This is a genomic window from Streptomyces panaciradicis, from assembly GCF_023516615.1.
GTDB lineage: Bacteria > Actinomycetota > Actinomycetes > Streptomycetales > Streptomycetaceae > Streptomyces > Streptomyces panaciradicis.
The window spans coordinates 43,642-58,885 of sequence record NZ_JAMGBF010000102.1 but is presented as its reverse complement, the minus strand read 5'-3'; the positions used below and the strand labels follow the sequence as shown (position 1 = coordinate 58,885).

Sequence of the window (15,244 nt, the reverse complement as noted above, 5' to 3'; positions counted from 1 at the left end):
TTACGGAACCGTAGGAAGGCGTGCACGGTTTTCGCCGCCCGGCCTCTTTCTCAACCCTCGACCCCACAGGGGACGCCCATGACCACGAGCTCCGATGTGCTCTCAGACGCCCCGAAGGGGACCGACACCGCAACTCCCTCGGCCACGCTGGGAGGTGAGCAGAAGCGGTCGATCGAGCAGATCACCCTGCTGCTGTTCATCACCGTGCCCTTCCTCGCGCTGCTTGCCGCGGTTCCGCTGGCGTGGGGCTGGGGGGTGAGCTGGCTGGACCTCGGTCTGCTGGTCTTCTTCTACTACCTGGGCTGTCACGGCATCACCATCGGTTTTCACCGCTATTTCACGCACGGTTCCTTCAAGGCCAAGCGGCCCCTGCGGATCGCCCTGGCGATCATGGGGTCGATGGCGGTCGAGGGCCCGCTGGTCCGCTGGGTGGCGGACCACCGCAAGCACCACAAGTTCTCCGACGCGGAGGGCGACCCGCACTCCCCGTGGCGTTTCGGGGAGACGGTCCCGGCACTGATCAAGGGCCTGTGGTGGGCGCACATCGCCTGGATGTTCGACGAGGAGCAGACCCCGCAGGACAAGTACGCGCCGGATCTGATCAGGGACCCGGCCATCCGCGCGATCTCCCGCCAGTTCGTGTTCTGGACGATGCTGTCGCTGGCCCTGCCGCCGCTGATCGGCGGTCTGGTCACCTGGTCGTGGTGGGGCGCGTTCACGGGGTTCTTCTGGGGCTCACTCGTTCGGGTGGCTCTGCTGCACCACGTCACCTGGTCGATCAACTCGATCTGTCACGCGGTCGGCAAGCGGCCGTTCAAGTCGCGGGACCGTTCGGGCAACGTGTGGTGGCTGGCGGTGCTGTCGTGCGGCGAGTCCTGGCACAACCTGCACCATGCCGACCCGACCTCGGCGCGGCACGGTGTGGAGCGCGGGCAGCTGGACTCCAGCGCGCGGCTGATCCGCTGGTTCGAGGCGTTCGGCTGGGCGTACGACGTGCGCTGGCCGTCACGCTCACGTATCGATTCACGCCGTAACACCGGCGAAGAAGGGTCTCGGCGCCGGAAGGCGACCGCCGAGGCGGCATGATTGACGCCGTGGCGACCGACTCCAGCAGCACCGAGAGCACCGACAAGCCGCGGCGCGCGCGGCGCACCCGCATGACCGGCGCCGAGCGCCGTCAGCAGCTGCTGGAGATCGGACGCACCCTGTTCGCCGCGAAGGGCTTCGAGGGCACGTCGGTGGAGGAGATCGCGGCGAAGGCCGGGGTGTCCAAGCCGGTGGTCTACGAGCACTTCGGCGGCAAGGAGGGGCTGTACGCGGTGGTGGTGGACCGTGAGATGCGGCGGCTGCTGGACATGGTGACCGGTTCGCTGACCGCCGGCCATCCGCGTGAGCTGTGCGAGCAGGCCGCGTTCGCGCTGCTGGACTACATCGAGGAGTACACGGACGGCTTCCGCATCCTGGTCCGCGACTCCCCCATCCCGCAGTCGACGGGCACCTTCGCCTCGCTGATCTCGGACATCGCCACCCAGGTGGAGGACATCCTGGGGCGGGAGTTCAAGAGCCGCGGCTTCGACCCCAAGCTCGCCCCCCTGTACGCGCAGGCCCTGGTCGGCATGGTGGCGCTGACCGGTCAGTGGTGGCTGGACGTACGCCGTCCGAAGAAGGCGGAGGTCGCGGCCCACCTGGTGAACCTGGCGTGGCACGGGCTGGACGGGCTGGAGCAGAAGCCGCGGCTCATCGGGCACCGCAAGAGCTGACGCGCACCCGTCGGGAGCGTCGCTCCCGACGGGTGCGCGTCAGCGCATGTCTGCGCTTGTCAGTGCTTGAAGACGTCCTTGGCCTTCTCCTTGGCCTGGCGGGCGTCGCCCTTGGACTGTTCGGCGCGGCCCTCGGCCTCCATGCGCTCGTTGCCGACGGCGCGGCCCACCGTCTCCTTGACCTTGCCCTTGGCCTGTTCCGTCTTGCCCTTGGCCTTCTGATCGCCGGCCATCAGTCATCACTCCCAGTGACGCGAGACGTCATTCCTTGACACACCTGGTAACCCTCATGGGGCCGGGCAAACGTCGCCGTCCGGTTCCAGGAACTCCAGCCGGTTGCCCACGGGGTCCTCGGAGTAGAAACGCCGGTGCCCCGGCAGGTTCCCGTCCCACGCCACCTGCGCGCCCTTGGCCTCCAGCCGGGCGGCGTACGCCTCGATGCCGGTGACCCGCAGCCCGGGATGCGCCTTCCTCGCGGGCCGGAAGTTCTCTTCCACTCCCAGGTGCAGCTGGACGGCGCCGGTCTGGAACCAGCAGCCGCCGCGCGCGGCGAGCACCGGCGGCTTGGGGATCTCGGTCATGCCGAGGACGTCCGTGTAGTAGGCGCGCAGCAGGTCCTCGCAGCCGGCGGGGGCGGCGAGCTGGACGTGGTCGACGGCGGTGAGCATCAGGCCTCCTTGCGGGCGACGGCGAAGATGCGGCGGAAGGGGAACGGGGTGCCGTGGGCGGTGGCCGGGTAGGCCGTGCGCAGGGCCGCGCGGTACTCGGCGAGGAACTCCTCGCGGGCCTCGGGGTCGTCGGCGAGGGCGGTCAGGACGGGCCGCAGCCCGGTTCCCTTGACCCAGTCCAGCACGGGGTCCTCGCCGGTCAGCAGATGCAGGTATGTCGTCTCCCACACGTCGGCCTCGCAGCCGAGCGCGGTCAGCCGCTCCAGGTAGGTCTCCGGGGCGAGGACGGCGTCGTCGTGCCGCAGGAGGTCGGCGAGGCGGTCTTCGAAGCGGGGGGAGCGGGCGATCTCGCGCATCAGCCGGTGGCTGGGGGCGGAGAAGTTGCCGGGCACCTGGAAGGCGAAGGTGCCGCCCGGGGCGAGCCCGGCGATCCACTCGCCGAACCGCTCCGCGTGCCCGGGGACCCACTGCAGGGTGGCGTTGCTGACGATCAGGTCGTACGGCCGTTCGGGCGCCCAGGTGCGGACGTCGGCGGGGGCGAAGTCGAGGTGTCCGCCGCCGGGTGTGGGCCCCGCGTGCTCGGTGACGGCCCGGTCGAGCATCTCGGGCGAGTTGTCGTAGCCGGTGATGTGCGCGGTGGGCCAGCGTTCGGCGAGCAGGACGGTGACGTTGCCGGGGCCGCAGCCGAGGTCCGCGACGGCCGGCGCGGCGGACGGCGGGTCCGGGACGCGCGCGAGGAGGTCGGTGAACGGGCGGGCGCGGTGGCCGGCGTGGCGGAGGTACTGGGCGGGGTCCCAGGCGGGGCTGCTCATGACCGCTACCTTCCCCGCCAGCTTCTCTTGATGTCAAGAGACTCGACATCAAGAGACTTCATGTCGACACAACCACTACACTGATCGCCATGGAGGACGAGGTCGATCGGCTGGTCGCTGCGTGGCGCCGGGAGCGCCCGGACCTCGACGTGGAACCGCTCGAGGTGCTCAGCCGGGTGAGCAGACTGGCCCGGCACCTGGACCGGGCCCGCAGGCTGGCGTTCGCCGAGCACAGCCTGGAGCCCTGGGAGTTCGACGTGCTGACCGCGCTCCGGCGCGCGGGGACGCCGTACCAGCTCTCGCCGGGGCAGTTGCTGACGCAGACCCTGGTCACCTCCGGCACGATGACCAACCGCATCGACCGGCTCACGAAGAAGGGCCTGGTGGAGCGGTTGCCCGACCCCAGCGACCGGCGCGGGGTGCTGGTGCGGCTGACGGCCGAGGGCCGGGACCGCGCGGACCAGGCCCTGGCCGGCCTGCTCGACCAGGAGCGGGCGATCCTCGCCGAGCTCTCCCGCGCCCAGCGCGGTGAACTCGCCGGGCTGCTACGCCAGCTGACCGCCCCGTTCGACAACATCCCCGGCTAGGTCCACCGGCCCGACGCCGGCCCGGCGGGCCAGGGCGACGGCGGCCAGCGTGCTGTGCACGCCCAGCTTGCCCAGGACGTTCTGCATATGGGTGCGCACGGTGTGCGGGGAGAGGAACAGCCGCTCGGCGACCGCCTTGCGGCCCAGCCCGGCCACCATGCAGCGCAGCACCTCGCGCTCCCTCGGCGTGAGGGACTCCACCAGCCGCTCGCTCTCGGTGCGGTGCTTGCGCGCCGCCGTCAGCTCCCTGAGCACACCCGTGAGCAGGGCGGGCGGCAGATGGGTCTCGTCGCGCAGGACGCCCCGGATGACGTTCAGCAGTCTCGACAGCGAGCAGTCCTTGGCGACCCAGCCCGAGGCCCCGGCCTGCAGGGCGAGCGCGGCGCGCCGCGGATCGTCCTTCTCGGCGAGGACGACGATCCGTACGCCCGGCTGCGCGGTGCGCACCCCGGCGACCAGCGAGATCCCGTCGACGAGACCGTCCTCGCCCACCTCCTGGACGGGCACGGCGGGCCGCACGCCGGGCAGGTTGCCGCCCAGGTCGGCGTCGACCAGCAGCACGTCGAAGCGGCGCCCCTCGGCCGCCGCCCGCTCCAGGCTGCGCAGCGCGGCGGGACCGCTGCCCGCGGCGGAGACGTCGACGTCGGGCTCGGCCGCAAGGGCTGCGGCGAGCGACTCGGCGAAGATGCGGTGGTCGTCGACGACCAGGACTCGGATGCGAACCACGAAACCCCCTTCCCCAGGCTCCTGAAGAGCAGGGGACCCCTTTGTCCGGGAGACGGTACGGGCGCGGGTACGACGCCCGGCGCGATGGCCCGGCACGGCCGCCGCCGTGCGGAAACTGCTACCCCCACTTCGGGTGTCGTACCCGACTGTCTCGCCCCCTGATCGGCACCGGCCCCCACCGGTGCTGCTCATCAGGGTACGGCTGGGGGCCGGGAGGGGAAGGTTATTTGCAGAACTGGCGGTCCGACGCGTTTATCGTGAGCCGCATGTTTCGTCTTGAGACAGAAGTCGACAGGACCCGGCGCGATCTTCTCCGAACCCGGCTGCACGAGACCAACACGGCGGCCTCCCCCGTGCTGCGCGCCCTGCGCGGAACCCCAGGTGAACGGGAACTTCCGCTCCACGTATGGGCGTTGGACGACACCGGCGCGCTCGCGGGCGGACTGGTCGGCCACACCTGGACGACCTGGCTGCACGTGACCTATCTGTGGGTCGACGCGCGCCACCGGGGAGCGGGGCTGGGTTCGCAACTGCTCGCGACGGCGGAGCGCATCGCGAAGCGCGAGCGGGGCTGCGCTTCCGTACGCCTGGAGACCTGGGACTTCCAGGCGCCGGACTTCTACCGGAAGCAGGGGTACGACGTGGTGTGCGTGATCCCCGACTATCCGCCGGGGATCACCGAGTACACCCTGACCAAGCGGCTCAGCTGAGCCTGCGGGCGCCGGCCGCCGGGACCGCCTCGAAGACCCGCGGGGCGGTGAACTGCGCCGTCGCGAAGGCCTCTTCGACCGCCTTGGTGATGGTCTCGACGTCGGCGGCCTCCGCGAGGACGATCGCCGAGCCGCCGAAGCCGCCGCCCGTCATCCGCGCGCCCAGGGCGCCGGCCGCGAGCGCCGTGTCGACCGCGAGGTCCAGCTCGGGGCAGGAGATGCGGAAGTCGTCGCGCAGGGAGGCGTGACCGGCGACCAGCACCGGGCCGATGGCGCGCGTGTCGCCCGACTCCAGCAGGGCGACGACCTTCTCCACCCGCTCGTCCTCGGTGACGACGTGCCGCACCAGGCGGACCGCCTCCTCGTCGTCGCCCAACCGCGCGAGCGCGTCGTCGAGTTCGGCGTACGGGACGTCGCGCAGGGCGTCGACGCCGAGCAGCGCCGCTCCCCGCTCGCAGCCCGCGCGGCGCTTGCCGTACTCGCCCTCGCTGTGGGCGTGCTTGACCTGGGTGTCCACCACCAGCAGGCGCATGCCCTCGGCCGCGAGGTCGAAGGGGATCTGCCGCTGGGACAGGTCCCGGGTGTCGAGGAACAGGGCGTGGCCCTCCTCGCAGCAGGCCGAGGCCGTCTGGTCCATGATGCCGGTGGGCGCGCCGACGTAGACGTTCTCGGCGCGCTGGCACAGGCGGGCCAGCTGCCAGCGCTGCAGACCCAGTTCGAACAGGTCGTTGAGCGCCAGGGCGATCACGACCTCCAGCGCCGCCGAGGAGGACAGGCCCGCGCCGGAGGGGACCGTGGAGGCCAGGTGCACGTCGGCGCCGGTCACCGCGTGGCCGGCCTCGCGCAGCGCCCACACGACACCCGCCGGGTACGCCGTCCAGTTCCGGTCGGTCTCCGGGGCCAGGTCGTCCAGGCGCAGCTCCACCACGCCGCCCTCGACGTCCGCCGAGTGCAGGCGCAGCACGCCGTCGGTGCGGCGTGAGAGGGCGGCGACCGCGGTGTGCGGCAGCGCGAAGGGCATCACGAAGCCGTCGTTGTAGTCGGTGTGCTCACCGATGAGGTTGACGCGGCCCGGCGCCGACCAGACGCCCTCCGGTGCGGCCCCGTACAGCGCGGCGAAGCCTTCCCGGACCTGCTGTGCACCCACTACTGCTCCCTGGAGATGTTCTGCGCGAACTCCCACGCGTCCGCGACGATTCCCGCGAGATCCGCGCGGGACGGCTTCCAGCCCAGCTTCTCGCGGGCGCTTCGCGCGGAGGCCACCAGCACCGCCGGGTCGCCGCCGCGGCGCGGGGCCACGACCTCGGGGATCGGGTGGCCGGTGACCTGGCGGACGGTCTCGATGACCTGGCGGACCGAGAAGCCCTCGCCGTTGCCGAGGTTGCAGATCAGGTGCTCGCCGGAGGTGGCGGCCTTCAGGGCGAGCAGGTGGGCCTCGGCGAGGTCGGCGACGTGGATGTAGTCGCGCACACAGGTGCCGTCGGGCGTCGGGTAGTCGTCGCCGTACACCGAGATGGCCTCGCGTCGGCCCTGGGCGACCTGCAGGACGAGGGGGATCAGGTGCGACTCGGGGTCGTGGCGCTCGCCGCACGCGCCGTAGGCGCCCGCCACGTTGAAGTAGCGCAGGGAGACCGCGCCCAGGCCGTGGGCGGCCGCCTCGCCGGTGATCATGTGGTCGACGGCGAGCTTGGTGGCGCCGTAGGGGTTGGTCGGCTTGGTCGGGGCGGTCTCGACGATCGGGACCTGCTCCGGCTCGCCGTAGGTGGCCGCGGTGGAGGAGAAGACGAGCTTGCGCACGCCGGCCTCGCGCATCGCGCCGAGCAGCGCCATGGTGCCGCCGACGTTGTTGTCCCAGTACTTCTCGGGCTTCACGACCGACTCGCCGACCTGCGAGAAGGCGGCGAAGTGCAGGACGGCCTCGTAGGAGGAGTCCAGCCACTTGGCGGCGTCGCGGATGTCGCCCTCGACGAAGGTGGCGCCCGCCGGGACCCCCTCGCGGAACCCGGTGGTCAGGTTGTCGAGGACGGTGACCTCGTGACCCGCCTCCAGCAGGTGCTGGGCGACCACGCTGCCGACATAACCCGCGCCACCGGTGACCAGATACTTGCCGCTCATCAACTCGCTACCTCTCGCAGTCGCTCGGCCGCGCGCTCCGGCGGCACGTCGTTGATGAACACGTTCATGCCGGACTCGGAACCCGCGAGGAACTTCAGCTTGCCGGAAGTGCGGCGGATGGTGAAAAGCTCGAGGTGCAGCGCGAAGTCGTCGCGGTTGACGCCCTCGAAGTCCGCGAGCTGGCCGAACGGGGCCTGGTGCCAGCCCGCGATGTAGGGCGTCGGCGGCTCGTTCTCACCGAAGATCCGGTCGAAGCGCCTCAACAGTTCCAGATAGACCTGGGGGAACTCTGTGCGCGCCGCCTCGTCCAGGCCCAGCAGGTCCGGCACCCGGCGCTTGGGGTACAGGTGCACCTCGTACGGCCAGTGCGCCGCGTACGGCACGAACGCCACCCAGTGTTCACCCTCGAGGACGACCCGCTCGTCGGCGAGTTCACGCTCGAGAACATGATCGAAGAGGTTCTCCCCGCCGGTCGCCTCCTTGTGCTGGGCGAGCTGGCGGAGCATCAGTGCGGTGCGCGGAGTGGTGAAGGGGTAGGCGTAGATCTGGCCGTGCGGGTGACCCAGAGTCACGCCGATCTCGGCGCCCCTGTTCTCGAAGCAGAACACCTGCTCCACGGAGGCCAGATGCGACAGCTCCGACGTGCGGTCCGTCCACGCGTCCAGCACAAGGGCGGCCTGCTCCTCGGTGAGGTCGGCGAAGGACGCGTTGTGGTCGGAGGTGAAGCAGACGACCTCGCAGCGGCCCGAGTCCCCGGCGAGCGAGGGGAAACGGTTCTCGAAGACCACGACGTCGTACGACGAGTCCGGGATCTCGCTGAGCCGCCCGTCCTGGGAGGGGCACAGGGGGCACTCGTCGGCCGGCGGGTGGTAAATGCGGCCCTGACGGTGCGAGGCGACGGCGACGCTGTCGCCGAGCAGCGGGTCGCGGCGGATCTCGGAGGTGGTGTGGGTCCGCTCCAGGGGTCGCTTGTCCACCGCGTCGCGCACGACGTCGTCGCGCAGGTCGTAGTAGATCAGCTCGCGACCGTCGGCCAGTCGGGTCGAGGTCTTCTTCACTGCGGACTCCCTATCCGAGCCACTCACTCAGCTGCACAGCCATCAAACATAACCAAACACATTGGAACACGATCACCCAGAGTCGTCAACATCACAATCCAACAAAGAGCATCAACCGACGTGTTCAATTACTGAACACGGAGGCGTAGTTTCCGCTCTGGATCAGTTCACGCAACGAAGCGAGTTCTCATGCAAACCCCCACAAACATGGCTGTCCCCCTCGCCGCCGAGCTACGACTCCCCACGTCCTGGCTCGACTACACGATCCTCGGCATCTACTTCGTCGTCGTCCTCGGCATCGGCTTCGCCGCCCGTAGATCGGTGAAGACCAGCCTCGACTTCTTTCTCTCCGGACGCTCCCTGCCCGCCTGGATCACGGGCCTCGCCTTCATCTCCGCCAACCTGGCCGCCACCGAGATCCTCGGCATGGCCGCCAACAGCGCGCAGTACGGCGCGTACACCGTGCACTGGTACTGGATCGGCGCCATCCCGGCCATGGTCTTCCTCGGCCTGGTGATGATGCCCTTCTACTACGGCAGCAAGGTCCGCTCGGTTCCCGAGATGCTGCTGCTGCGCTTCGACAAATGGGCACATCTGCTCAGTTCGTTGCTGTTCGCCTTTGCCGCCATCCTGATCGCCGGTGTGAACCTCTACGCCCTCGCGCTCGTCGTCGAGGCCCTGCTGGGCTGGCCGCAGTGGGTGGCGATCGTGGTCGCCGGCGCCTTCGTGCTCGCGTACATCACCCTCGGCGGCCTGTCCTCCGCGATCTACAACGAGGTGCTGCAGTTCTTCGTGATCCTCGCGGCCCTCATCCCGATCGTCGTCCTGGGCCTGAAGAAGGTCGGCGGCTGGGGCGGCCTGACCGACAAGCTCACCGCGCAGCACGGCGCCAACTTCACCACCGCCTGGGGCGGCACCGGCATCGGCAGCTCCAACCCGCTCGGCGCCAACTGGCTGACCATCGTCCTGGGCCTCGGCTTCGTGCTCTCCTTCGGCTACTGGACGACGAACTTCGCCGAGGTGCAGCGCGCCCTGTCCGCGAAGAACCTCTCCGCCGCCCAGCGCACCCCGCTGATCGCGGCGTACCCGAAGATCTTCATCGTCTTCCTGGTGATGATCCCCGGCCTCGTCGCCGCGGCCCTGGTCCCGGGCTTCGGCACCGCCAAGTCGGGCTACCAGTACAACGACGCCATCCTGTACCTGATGCACGGGCTGCTGCCCAACGGCGTCCTCGGCATCGCGATCACCGGCCTGCTCGCCGCCTTCATGGCCGGCATGGCGGCCAACGTGTCGTCCTTCAACACGGTGTTCACCAACGACATCTGGGGCCGGTACGTCGTCAAGGGCCGCGAGGACGGGTACTACGTCCGCTTCGGCCGGCTGATCACCGTGATCGGCGTCTGCGCCTCGGTCGGCACGGCCTTCCTGGCCTCGTCCTTCTCGAACATCATGAGCTACCTGCAGACGCTGTTCTCCTTCTTCAACGTGCCGATGTTCGTCGTCTTCATCATCGGCATGTTCTGGAAGCGCGCGTCCGTGAAGTCCGGCTTCTGGGGCCTGCTCGCCGGCACCGTGGCCGCGATGGTGAACTACTTCGTGATCTACAAGCAGGGCATCATCGACATCCCCACCGACCAGGGAGCCAACTTCGTCTCCGCCATGGTCGGCTTCGCCGCCGGCGCCGTGGTGATGTTCGCCGTCTCCCTGTTCACCGAGCCCAAGCCGGCCGAGGAACTCCAGGGCCTGGTCTACGGCACCACCTCCCCCGGCATGACCGAGCCGCCCGCCCCCGGCGACGAGGCCTGGTACCGCAAGCCCGCCCTGCTGGGCTGGGGCGCGGTCGTCATCGCCGCCGCCTGCTACATCCCGTTCTCGTTCTGATCGCGGGAGGATCGAGAGACCATGTCCGAGTTTTCCAGCCCCTCCGACCGCCCCGAGCCGCACGCCTACTCCGAGCAGGACGTGCAGCGCGAGGTCTCCGAGCTGCAGAAGCAGTCGGCCACCGCGGCCCGCATCTTCGACCTGCGCCGCATCATCGGCGGCCTGTTCGTCCTGTACGGCGTGATCGTCACCATCGCCGGCATCACCGACGACCAGGCCGCCATCGACAAGGCCCAGGGCATCAACATCAACCTGTGGACCGGGATCGGGATGCTGCTGCTGGGCATCTTCTTCCTGGTCTGGCTGAAGCTGCGGCCCACCCCGCCGACGGTCCCCGAGGTCACGGCCGAGGACCTGCCGGACCAGAGCGCCGAATGACGGCCGCGGGGCCGCGGGGCTACGACGCCTCCGGCCCCGCTCCCGCGTCCGGCGCCGGATGCGACAGCGGCCCCGCCCGGTCCAGCAGGCCCGTGCGGGCCGCCAGGGCCGCCGCCTCCAGACGGGAGCCGACGCCCAGTTTCATCAGCACGCGCTGCACATGGGTGCGCGCGGTCGACGGGGCGATGCCCATGCCGGCCGCGATCAGCCGGGTGTCCTCGCCGTCGGCGACCCGGACCAGCACCTCGACCTCCCGGGGCGTGAGCATCTGCAGCAGACGCTGGCCCTCGTCGTCGGGCTGGGCGGCCGGGTTGAGCAACTCGCTGAAGGCCCCCTGGAGCAGCTGCGGAGCGACCGCCGCCTCACCCGCCCGCGCCTTCATGATCGCCCGCTCGACGCCCTCGATGCGCTCGTCGTGGCGTACGTAGCCCGAGGCGCCCGCCGCGAAGGCCGCGGCTATCCCGCGCGGACTGGGCACCGGGCCCAGCACCAGCACCGCCACCTGCGGACGCTCCCGCTTGATCCGCACCACCGGGTCGAACATGCCCGGCTCCGCCGGTGTCGCCGTCCCCAGCAGGCACACCTCCGGCGCGCGTGAGATCACCAGCTCCGCCGCGCCCGCGGCCGGCGCCGCCGCCGCCAGCACCCGGTGCCCCCGCAGCTTCAGCGCCGAGGCCAGCGCCTCGGCGAGCAGTCGGTGGTCGTCGACCACCATGAGCCGCACTCCCATCGAGCAAACCCCCCACTCCCCCCAGTGGATCCCCAGGCATGCCCCACCATGGATGCCCACCGGTCCGCGCGGACAGGAGCCCCCCTCCGGCTCCCCCGCTCCTCATGCCCCCGGAAGCTACACGCTTGTTCGACGTTGCGCTCCCCCTACCGGTGAGAACTGCCCCGGATCGACGGAATATCTTGTTTTTCTCTCATACATGGGTGATTCAGCTACTCGTACCGAACGCCAGGGCCAGGTACTTGTCCCCCGCCGACGAGGACTTGTCGGCGAACTGGGAGGCCATGAACAGGTGGCCCTGGGAGTAGAGGATCTCGGAGTAGTCCGGTGACATCGTGGACTCCGCCGACCGCGCCGCCCCCGCCGCCGGGTTCTCCAGCAGCGTCGTCTCCTTGAAGGAGCCGCCGTCGATGCTGACGATCTGGCCGCCCTTGTCGTACGGCGGGCGCTTGTACGCGATCACGTTGCCGTTGTCCATGCGCAGCGGCGTGATCGTGTAGCCGTCGCCGGCGTCGGCGCGCTGCCCGGTCTGCTTGCCGGTGGCCAGGTCGAAGGCGACGATCTCGTTGGTCTGGCTGTAGTCCTTGGTGCCGCTGTGCTCCTCGGTGGGCACGTACAGCCGGTCGTTGCCGACGGCGAGACCGGTGCAGCCCTCGATCTTCGTGATGCCGTCGCAGCGCGCCGCGTACTGCTTGCCCGGCGCCGAGATCCGGTTGTTGAGCTTGCCGGTCTTGTTGTCGATGGAGTAGAAGTCCGAGATCTCGCTGCCGTCACCGGCGCTGTCGCCCGCGTCGGCCGCCACGACCAGCGGGTTCGTCGAGACGACGGAGGCGTACTCGATGCCCTTGGCCATCTTGTAGTCCGAGATCACCTTCCCCGTGCGCGGGTCGATGGTCTGGATGTGCAGCAGGCGCTCGCCGTACTGGCCGCACTTGAGGACCGCGACCAGCTTCTCGCCGCCGCCGTACCCGGCGTCGTAGCAGGTGTCGTCGGCCTTCGGGGCCCACAGCGGCTTGCCACTGGCGACGTCGAACGCGGCACCTCCCTGCAGGCCGCCCGCGGCGACCGTGTTCGCGCTGACGGTGACGTTGCTGAACGTGATCGTCCCGCCGGCGCCGTCACCGACCGACTTCGTCCACAGCTTCTTTCCGGCGTCCAGGTCGATCGCCGCGACCTGGCTGCATCCGGCCGACCTGTTCTTCGCGGGCATCTTCGGCTGGAAGAGGACGGCCGTGCGGTGGTCGTCGGTGGTGTGCTGGCTGACCGTGCAGACCGGGCCGGGCAGCTTGATCGTCCACTGCTTGGTGCCCTGGTCGAGGTCGTACGCGCTGATCTCGGCGACGCCGCTCTTGACGTACGCCTTGTCGGTCAGCCAGGACCCGGACACCACGGTGGTGTCGTCGACCTTGGGCGAGGGGAGCTTGTACAGCAGCTTGGAGGCGGTGTCGGCGGGCACCTTCTCCTCGCCCTTGCCGTCGACGCCGCCCTTGCCGGTGTCACCGCCACCACCGGTGCCGCCGGTGCCTCCGCTGGAGTTCGCGGTCTGGTCCTTCTTGCCGTCGCCACCGGCGGACGCGAAGTACCAGATGCCGCCGACGACCAGCGCGAGCGCGGCGACCGCCGCGACGACGATCAGCGGCGTGTTGTTCTTCCGCCCGCCGGCCTGCGGGTACGGCGGCACGGGCTGCTGCGGGTAGCCGTAACCGGGCTGCTGGCCGTAGGGGTTGGGCGGCTGGCCGTACGGCGGTTGCGGCTGCGTCGGATAGCCGTAACCGGGTTGCTGCGGGGGCTGGGGGGCCTGGGGGTAGCCGTAGCCCGGCTGCGGGGGTGGCTGCGGGGCGCCGTAGGGCGGCTGCGGCTGCGGCGGGGTCTGCGGGGCGCCGAAGCCCGGCTGCTGCGGGGGTGTCTGCGGCGGCTGCTGGCCCTGGGGCGGGCCGAAGCCGGGCTGCTGCGGGGGCTGGTTCGGCGGCTGGTTCGGCGGGGGCGGGGGCTGGCTCATGGCGGGGCACCTCGGGGCGGACGGCGGGGCGACGGGGACGTGGGGGGCCGTGGGACGGCGTCAGTTGCCGAAGGCGAGAATCAGCTTCCCCTTCGAGTCGTCGTTGCCGGTCAGCCGGGTCGAGGAGAGGTAGAAGCGGCCGTCCACCCAGTCGTAGGCCTTGGAGTAGAAGCCGTTCTCCAGGTCGGCCGTGCCCGCCGGGTTGCGCAGCAGCTTGGCCGGCTTGTGGTCCGAGCCGCTCGTCGCGATCGACACGACCTGGCCGCCGGCGTCGTACGACGGCTCGACGTAGGCGATGAGCTTGCCGCCCTCCACCTTCATCGGCAGCATCGACTCGTCCGCCGGGGACTTCACGCGCCACTTCTCCTTGCCGTTGGCGAGGTTGATCGCGACGATCTCGTTCGGCCCGGTGGTCGCCTTGGTCGGCAGGTAGAGCGTGTCCGCGTCGGCCGCCACGCCCTCACAGCCCTGCAGGTCGCGGTCGAGGATCTGCCAGCCGCACTGCGGGGCGAAGTTCTCGTCGAAACCGACCTGGGAGCGGAAGCGGCCCTTGGCGTCGAACGTGGAGATGTTCCAGGCCTTCTTGTCCTGGTTGGTGCTGTAGACGACGAGCGGGTCGACCGAGTACGTCCGTGAGACGGTCCAGCCCTTGTCGAACTTCTGCGTCCACTTGGCCTTGCCGGTCTTCGGGTCGAGCTCCTGGATCTCCTCGTGCTCGTTCGCCTGGGAGGCGTCGCAGGAGGCGACGGAGATCAGCCGGTCGCCGCCCGCGAACGCGGTCGGGAAGCAGGCGCTGCCGTACTTCGTCTTGTCGAACAGCTTCTTGCCGCTGTCGATGTCGAAGGCCACCCCGGACTGGGCGCGGCCCGCCATCACCGTCTTGCCGGTGATGGACAGCGAGACGTTGATGGTGTTGTCGAACAGGGCGCCGTCGCCGAGCGTGCCGCTCCAGCCCTTCGCGCCGGTGTTCAGGTCGAGCTGCTGGAGCTTGTTGCACTTGGCGCGCTCGCCGGTGCCGCTCTCGTACGCCACCACGACCTTGTCGTCGGCCGACTTCTGCGGGGTGACCGAGCAGATCTTCTCCGGGAAGGCCAGCGGGCCCCAGGCGGTCGCGCCGTCGGCCACGCCGTAGGCGAAGACCTGCTTGTACGCCGCCTTCACCACCGTCTTGCCGGTGATCCACATACCGGGGGCGTCGGCACCCGAACCGGGCGCGTCCGGCGGCGACTTGTACCAGAGGACCTTCGCCTCGCCGTCCTGGCGGTCCGCGTTGAGGTCCTCGGGGTCGGAGCCCTTCGTCCCGCCGGAGCCGCCCGAGGTGCCGGTCGCGGTGGGCTTGGGGTCGTCGCTCTTCCCGGCGACCGGCTTCTTGCCGTCGTCGCCGCGGGTCACCGCGTACGCGACGCCGCCGATGACGGCCAGCGCGGCGACGACCGCCACGGCGATCAGCGCCGTCCTGCCCTTGCGGGGGCCGGTCGGCGGGATGCCGGGACCGCCCGGGTAGGGGGCCTGCGGATAGCCGTACCCGGGCTGCGCCCCGTACGGGCCGGGCTGCTGCGGCTGGCCGTAGGGGCCGGGCGGGCCGTACGGACCCGGCTGCGCGTACGGACCGGGCTGCTGGGCGTACGGGCCCGGCTGCTGGGGCGGCTGCGCGGGCTGTTGAGGGGGCTGCGGGTAGCCGTAGCCGGGCTGCTGCTGGGGCGGCGGGGACTGCGGAGGCGGCGGGGCCCCGAAGCCGCCCTGGGGCGGCGGGTCCTGCGGCGGTCCGAAACCTTCCTGCGGCGGCTGTGTCATCAGCGCCTTCCCCCGTTCGATCACTG

At 70.4% G+C, this 15,244-nt stretch carries 16 protein-coding genes; 6 read left to right on the top strand and 10 right to left on the bottom strand.

All coding sequences use genetic code 11. The features are described from left to right. Positions 1-78 precede the first annotated feature (78 nt). Both M8J74_RS29535 and M8J74_RS29530 read left to right on the top strand, forming a co-directional pair. Positions 79-1,086, top strand: a complete 1,008-nt coding sequence (locus tag M8J74_RS29535; RefSeq protein WP_249839368.1) for an acyl-CoA desaturase — start codon at positions 79-81, stop codon at positions 1,084-1,086. Further along, the gene (locus M8J74_RS29530; protein ID WP_249839367.1) at positions 1,083-1,760 is read left to right on the top strand and encodes a TetR/AcrR family transcriptional regulator; all 678 of its coding nucleotides are present in this window, start codon (positions 1,083-1,085) and stop codon (positions 1,758-1,760) included. Before M8J74_RS29535 ends, M8J74_RS29530 begins: the two co-directional genes overlap by 4 nt. A 59-nt stretch (positions 1,761-1,819) precedes the next feature. On the opposite strand, the gene M8J74_RS29525 is transcribed toward M8J74_RS29530, so the two are convergent. The 3 genes from M8J74_RS29525 to M8J74_RS29515 are packed head-to-tail and all read right to left on the bottom strand — an operon-like array spanning position 1,820 to position 3,240. After that, positions 1,820-1,993 carry a CsbD family protein gene (locus M8J74_RS29525; RefSeq protein WP_079078106.1) on the bottom strand — a complete coding sequence of 58 codons (174 nt, stop codon included), beginning with the start codon at positions 1,991-1,993 and terminating at the stop codon, positions 1,820-1,822. A 54-nt stretch (positions 1,994-2,047) separates the two neighbouring features. Continuing rightward, positions 2,048-2,428, bottom strand: coding sequence for a VOC family protein (locus M8J74_RS29520; protein WP_249839366.1), 381 nt, complete (start codon positions 2,426-2,428; stop codon positions 2,048-2,050). Further along, on the bottom strand, positions 2,428-3,240 hold the full coding sequence (locus M8J74_RS29515; RefSeq protein WP_249839365.1) for a trans-aconitate 2-methyltransferase: 813 nt from the start codon (positions 3,238-3,240) through the stop codon (positions 2,428-2,430). The genes M8J74_RS29520 and M8J74_RS29515 overlap by 1 nt, the downstream gene beginning before the upstream one ends. An 89-nt stretch (positions 3,241-3,329) precedes the next feature. Here M8J74_RS29515 and tamR point away from each other — a divergent pair, with 89 nt between their 5' ends. Continuing rightward, positions 3,330-3,827, top strand: coding sequence for a MarR family transcriptional regulator TamR (gene tamR, locus M8J74_RS29510; protein WP_058924854.1), 498 nt, complete (start codon positions 3,330-3,332; stop codon positions 3,825-3,827). Here the strand turns inward: tamR and M8J74_RS29505 are convergent. After that, positions 3,786-4,553: a LuxR C-terminal-related transcriptional regulator gene (locus tag M8J74_RS29505; protein ID WP_058924853.1), complete on the bottom strand. Its 768-nt coding sequence runs from the start codon at positions 4,551-4,553 to the stop codon at positions 3,786-3,788. The genes tamR and M8J74_RS29505 overlap by 42 nt on opposite strands. A gap of 254 nt (positions 4,554-4,807) precedes the next feature. On the opposite strand from M8J74_RS29505, the gene M8J74_RS29500 reads away from it, so the two are divergent. Then, positions 4,808-5,263: a GNAT family N-acetyltransferase gene (locus M8J74_RS29500; RefSeq protein WP_249839380.1), complete on the top strand. Its 456-nt coding sequence runs from the start codon at positions 4,808-4,810 to the stop codon at positions 5,261-5,263. On the opposite strand, the gene galK is transcribed toward M8J74_RS29500, so the two are convergent. From galK to galT, 3 genes are read right to left on the bottom strand one after another with little or no spacing between them, the layout of a single operon-like run. Then, a complete protein-coding gene (gene galK, locus M8J74_RS29495; protein ID WP_249839364.1) occupies positions 5,256-6,410 on the bottom strand; it encodes a galactokinase in 1,155 nt (384 codons plus the stop codon). The two genes, M8J74_RS29500 and galK, sit on opposite strands and share 8 nt — an antisense overlap. Then, positions 6,410-7,378 carry a UDP-glucose 4-epimerase GalE gene (galE, locus tag M8J74_RS29490; RefSeq protein ID WP_249839363.1) on the bottom strand — a complete coding sequence of 323 codons (969 nt, stop codon included), beginning with the start codon at positions 7,376-7,378 and terminating at the stop codon, positions 6,410-6,412. The genes galK and galE overlap by 1 nt, the downstream gene beginning before the upstream one ends. Beyond that, on the bottom strand, positions 7,378-8,436 hold the full coding sequence (gene galT / locus M8J74_RS29485; RefSeq protein ID WP_249839362.1) for a galactose-1-phosphate uridylyltransferase: 1,059 nt from the start codon (positions 8,434-8,436) through the stop codon (positions 7,378-7,380). Before galT ends, galE begins: the two co-directional genes overlap by 1 nt. Before the next feature lie 189 nt (positions 8,437-8,625). Here galT and M8J74_RS29480 point away from each other — a divergent pair, with 189 nt between their 5' ends. After that, complete coding sequence (locus M8J74_RS29480) at positions 8,626-10,317, top strand: sodium:solute symporter family protein (RefSeq protein ID WP_249839361.1); 1,692 nt, start codon at positions 8,626-8,628, stop codon at positions 10,315-10,317. Between the two features lie 21 nt (positions 10,318-10,338). Then, entirely contained in the window at positions 10,339-10,695 is a 357-nt protein-coding gene (locus M8J74_RS29475; RefSeq protein ID WP_249839360.1) for a hypothetical protein, read from the top strand. 19 nt (positions 10,696-10,714) lie between these two features. On the opposite strand, the gene M8J74_RS29470 is transcribed toward M8J74_RS29475, so the two are convergent. The 3 genes from M8J74_RS29470 to M8J74_RS29460 all read right to left on the bottom strand — a co-directional run bounded on the left by M8J74_RS29470 (position 10,715) and on the right by M8J74_RS29460 (position 15,218). Then, the gene (locus M8J74_RS29470) at positions 10,715-11,425 is read right to left on the bottom strand and encodes a helix-turn-helix transcriptional regulator (RefSeq protein WP_249839359.1); all 711 of its coding nucleotides are present in this window, start codon (positions 11,423-11,425) and stop codon (positions 10,715-10,717) included. A gap of 208 nt (positions 11,426-11,633) precedes the next feature. Continuing rightward, positions 11,634-13,424, bottom strand: coding sequence for an outer membrane protein assembly factor BamB family protein (locus tag M8J74_RS29465; RefSeq protein ID WP_249839358.1), 1,791 nt, complete (start codon positions 13,422-13,424; stop codon positions 11,634-11,636). A gap of 60 nt (positions 13,425-13,484) precedes the next feature. Beyond that, positions 13,485-15,218: an outer membrane protein assembly factor BamB family protein gene (locus tag M8J74_RS29460; protein WP_249839357.1), complete on the bottom strand. Its 1,734-nt coding sequence runs from the start codon at positions 15,216-15,218 to the stop codon at positions 13,485-13,487. Positions 15,219-15,244 lie beyond the last annotated feature (26 nt).

What these genes read in the sequence shown, in the direction of transcription:
- M8J74_RS29535 (WP_249839368.1), top strand. Translation starts at nt 79, where the DNA reads ATGACCACGAGCTCCGATGTGCTCTCAGACGCCCCGAAGGGGACCGAC.
- M8J74_RS29530 (WP_249839367.1), top strand. Translation starts at nt 1,083, where the DNA reads ATGATTGACGCCGTGGCGACCGACTCCAGCAGCACCGAGAGCACCGAC.
- M8J74_RS29525 (WP_079078106.1), bottom strand. Translation starts at nt 1,993, where the DNA reads ATGGCCGGCGATCAGAAGGCCAAGGGCAAGACGGAACAGGCCAAGGGC.
- M8J74_RS29520 (WP_249839366.1), bottom strand. Translation starts at nt 2,428, where the DNA reads ATGCTCACCGCCGTCGACCACGTCCAGCTCGCCGCCCCCGCCGGCTGC.
- M8J74_RS29515 (WP_249839365.1), bottom strand. Translation starts at nt 3,240, where the DNA reads ATGAGCAGCCCCGCCTGGGACCCCGCCCAGTACCTCCGCCACGCCGGC.
- tamR (WP_058924854.1), top strand. Translation starts at nt 3,330, where the DNA reads ATGGAGGACGAGGTCGATCGGCTGGTCGCTGCGTGGCGCCGGGAGCGC.
- galE (WP_249839363.1), bottom strand. Translation starts at nt 7,378, where the DNA reads ATGAGCGGCAAGTATCTGGTCACCGGTGGCGCGGGTTATGTCGGCAGC.
- M8J74_RS29480 (WP_249839361.1), top strand. Translation starts at nt 8,626, where the DNA reads ATGCAAACCCCCACAAACATGGCTGTCCCCCTCGCCGCCGAGCTACGA.
- M8J74_RS29475 (WP_249839360.1), top strand. Translation starts at nt 10,339, where the DNA reads ATGTCCGAGTTTTCCAGCCCCTCCGACCGCCCCGAGCCGCACGCCTAC.
- M8J74_RS29470 (WP_249839359.1), bottom strand. Translation starts at nt 11,425, where the DNA reads ATGGGAGTGCGGCTCATGGTGGTCGACGACCACCGACTGCTCGCCGAG.
- M8J74_RS29465 (WP_249839358.1), bottom strand. Translation starts at nt 13,424, where the DNA reads ATGAGCCAGCCCCCGCCCCCGCCGAACCAGCCGCCGAACCAGCCCCCG.
- M8J74_RS29460 (WP_249839357.1), bottom strand. Translation starts at nt 15,218, where the DNA reads ATGACACAGCCGCCGCAGGAAGGTTTCGGACCGCCGCAGGACCCGCCG.